2 protein-coding genes and 1 pseudogene are annotated in these 3,326 nt (G+C 72.1%); 1 reads left to right on the top strand and 2 read right to left on the bottom strand.

What is annotated here, in order from left to right:
- Positions 1-642, bottom strand: a 642-nt coding sequence (locus M8J74_RS43790) for a DUF475 domain-containing protein (protein WP_249841722.1), incomplete at its 3' end; no start/stop codon positions are given.
- A gap of 160 nt (positions 643-802) precedes the next feature.
- Positions 803-2,644 (bottom strand): NAD-binding protein, encoded by a 1,842-nt coding sequence (locus tag M8J74_RS43785; RefSeq protein ID WP_249841721.1) that lies wholly within the window; start codon positions 2,642-2,644, stop codon positions 803-805.
- A 393-nt stretch (positions 2,645-3,037) separates the two neighbouring features.
- Here M8J74_RS43785 and M8J74_RS43780 point away from each other — a divergent pair.
- A pseudogene (locus tag M8J74_RS43780) lies at positions 3,038-3,326 on the top strand (amino acid transporter); the annotation flags it as partial.

Below are 3,326 nucleotides of genomic sequence, written 5' to 3'. Positions count from 1 at the left end.
GTAGCCGGACAGGCCGCCGACGACCAGGTAGGTGACCAGGCCCGCGATGCCGGAGACGAGGACGGTCTGCGCCTTGTCGACCTGCGCGCCGCCGTGCTGGTGGGCATGGGCGGCGAAGGTGAACGACGTGATCAGCAGGACGATCAGCGCGATGCACACGGACAGCATGTCGACCTTGCCGAGCCTGGCCAGCGGGCGCTCGATCCAGCGCAGCCACTGGATGTCGCGGTCCTCGAAGATGAAGTCCAGGAAGATCATCAGCAGGAACATGCCACCGAAGGCGGCGATCGCCGGGTGCGCGTCGGTGACCAGCTGCTCGTAGCGGGTCTTCTCCGTCAGGGCCAGGTGGACGGCGTCGTACGGATTCAGCTTCGCGGTGATGGCGACGATGACGACGGGGAAGAGCAGCCGCATGCCGAAGACCGCGATGAGCACGCCGACCGTGAGGAAGATGGTCTGCCAGAAGGCGCTCATCTTCTTCAGGATCCCGGCGTTGACCACCGCGTTGTCGAACGACAGCGAGATCTCCAGCACGGCCAGGATCGCCACGATGCCGAACGCGGTCCAGCCCCCGTAGAGCACCCCTGCGGCCAGACCGAGCGCGGTGGCCGCGAACGCCCAACGGAAGGTCTTCAGCATCACCGGTCACCCAGTCCTCTCACCACGGCCTGACGCTCCGTACCGTCTTCGGCGTTGTCTACCACGCCCGGCTGTCGTGCGGGTGTCCCGGCAGGAACCGGGCACACCGGTTGCCGGGATCTTTGCGCCGCGCGGCGCGCCGGCCCGCTCAACCCGTGCCGGACTACGGGTGCACGTCCGCCAGGAGGATGTCCAGGCCGCGCCGCGTGGTCGCGAGGACCACCCGGTCCCCCGCCCGCAGGAGACGTCCCTGCTCAGGACGCCAGTCGAAACCGGCCCGATCGGCCCTGGCGCCACCCGGGGCGTCCGCGGCGGCGGGCTGCGGAAGCGGCCCGGCGGCGGCGCCCACGGCCAGCACGCGCCACTCGTTCTCACGGAACGCCTCGTGCACCGAACGCCCCTCCAGCTCCGGGTGCCCGGCCACATCGACACAGGTGAACAGCAGCGACCCGCGTTCCACCGGCATCACCCCCAGCACATGACGGCCCATCATCGCCGCCGCGAACGAGGGCGCCGCCAGCGCCGAGACACTCCGGCTCCGGGTCAGGGCGTCCGGGTAGGAGGCGCGCAGGGTGCGCTGGACGGTGGCCGCGAACCCGTCGTCGTACAACCGCGTCACCACGCGCACCGCGGGGTCGGTCTCCCGCACCGCCATGACGATGTCGAGGTTGCGGCCGTCGTCGCGGGTGAGGACGAGCAGCGAGCGGCTCTGCCGGACCCGGGCCCGTTCGAGCACCCCGGGAGTCGTGGCGTCGTCCAGGATCAGCGGTACGCCGAGTTCGCGCGCGAGGGCGATACCGCGGGCGTGCGGGTCGCACTCGATGGCCACGACCTGGTGCCCGGTGCCGTGCAGCCGGGCCAGCACCCTGGTGCCGACCATGCCGAGACCGACCAGGACGATATGGCCGTTGACGTCCTCGCCGGGGGGATGGCTCGCCGAGGCGGTGCGGAAGGCCTCGGTGGCGTTCATGGTCGCGGCGACCACGAGCGGCAGCACGGCCAGCCCGACGAATCCGGCCAGCAGTTGCAGCACACGGCGGGCGGGGGACTCCTCGGTGGCCGGGTCGCCCATGGTGAAGATGTCCAGCAGCGGCAGATAGAAGTTCTTCCACCAGGGATGCTCGTCGGCGAACAGCGCGGTGGCGATCGACAGGGCCACCACGACGGCCCCCAACGCCCCGTAGACAGCTATGAGTTGATGCGAGAGGAAGACCTTCCACGGCAGGCGCGCCAGACGCGCCCGCAACCATCTGCGGGGGCGCAGGCGCCGGTTGCGGACGGCCGGTTCGGCCGGATGCCGGCCGACCTCCTCCAGCACCAGCCGGCCGCGCGTACCCTGCCGGTCCCCCGCCGTCGCGGTGTCGGGCAAGAGCTGGGTGCCCTCCTCCCCCGGCGTCTCCGCGCTGTCCTGGCTGGCCGGGTCGTCCTCGTGGGCACCGGACAGGACGGCCAGCGTGGCCAGGTCGGTGGCGTGCGACGGGGTGCCCGCGGGGCGTACGACGCCGCGGAAGACCCTGCCCTCGACCTGCAGGGTGTGTCCGCGGCCCAGGGCGGCGGCCGCCACGAGCTCCGGTACGGCGGTGTCAGCGTCGGAGAGCACCGTCGTGGAGGTGTCCTGCGCGAGGTCCTCGCACAGCCCGGCCGCCCGGTCCAGCAGCCGCTCCAGATGCCGGCCACGCTCGCGGTCGAACATCCGGACGACCAACCGGACAGCGGGGTTGACGGTGCGGGCCAGCAGGGCGGCGGTCATGTTGACCTGGTCGTCGCGGTAGGTGAGGGCGAGCGCCGCCGCCCGCTCCACGCCCGCCGCGCGCAGGGTGCGTTCGTCCGGGCGCGCGGAGACGTGCAGCTCGACCGGCGACCGCGGGTCGCCGTGCAGTGCGGCGACCTGGGCGCCGTGCTGGTCGCTCGCCGACGGCAGCACGACGGTGACGACCTCACCGCACACCGCGTCCAGTTCGACGGCGAGGCGGTGCGCGAGTCCGTCGTCGCCGCAGATCACCATGTGCCGGGATCTCAGGCCGGGCTCCGTACGAACGGGGTGGGTCGACGTCACACCAGGCCAACGGCGCGGACCGTCCGCCCCGTTCCAGCCGTGTACCTGACAGCGCCCAAGATTGCGTCAAGGACGCGCCAAGACGGCGGGGCATGCCGGGCATCCGGGGATGACGCTGGGTGTTCGCCTCGGCCCTCGCCCGGTCGGCCCATCCGCGGCCCGCCACGGTCCTGCGCCTCGCCCTGGTCCTACGGAGGGCTCTCACCAGGCCGGTCTTAACGCAAGCTTGACGCCCTCACCCCCCTCATCCGTGGGCCCGTACGTCACGCTCCGCTTACGCTGGTGCCGCCGTCCGCGTGATGGCCCCCACCACGCGCCGAGCCGCACTTCAGGAGCACGTCGATGGCCACCACCGAGCACCCGCCCCCCAGTCGCCTGCGCGCCTGGATGCTGGAGGGTCTCTCCGACATGGGCAAGGGCGTCCAGCAGGCGCCGCACGCCCGGCCGGAGCCCCCGCACAAGGGCCAGCGCTGGTACCGGGTGATGTGCCTGACCGGCGTCGACTACTTCTCGACCCTCGGCTACCAGCCGGGCATCGCGGCCCTCGCCGCCGGCCTGCTGTCACCGGTGGCGACCGTCGTGCTGGTGATCGTCACCCTCGCCGGCGCACTGCCCGTCTACCGCCGCGTCG

The organism is Streptomyces panaciradicis, from assembly GCF_023516615.1.
Lineage (GTDB): Bacteria > Actinomycetota > Actinomycetes > Streptomycetales > Streptomycetaceae > Streptomyces > Streptomyces panaciradicis.
Note: the sequence above shows the minus strand (reverse complement) of the source record. Positions and strands in the feature narration are given on the sequence as shown.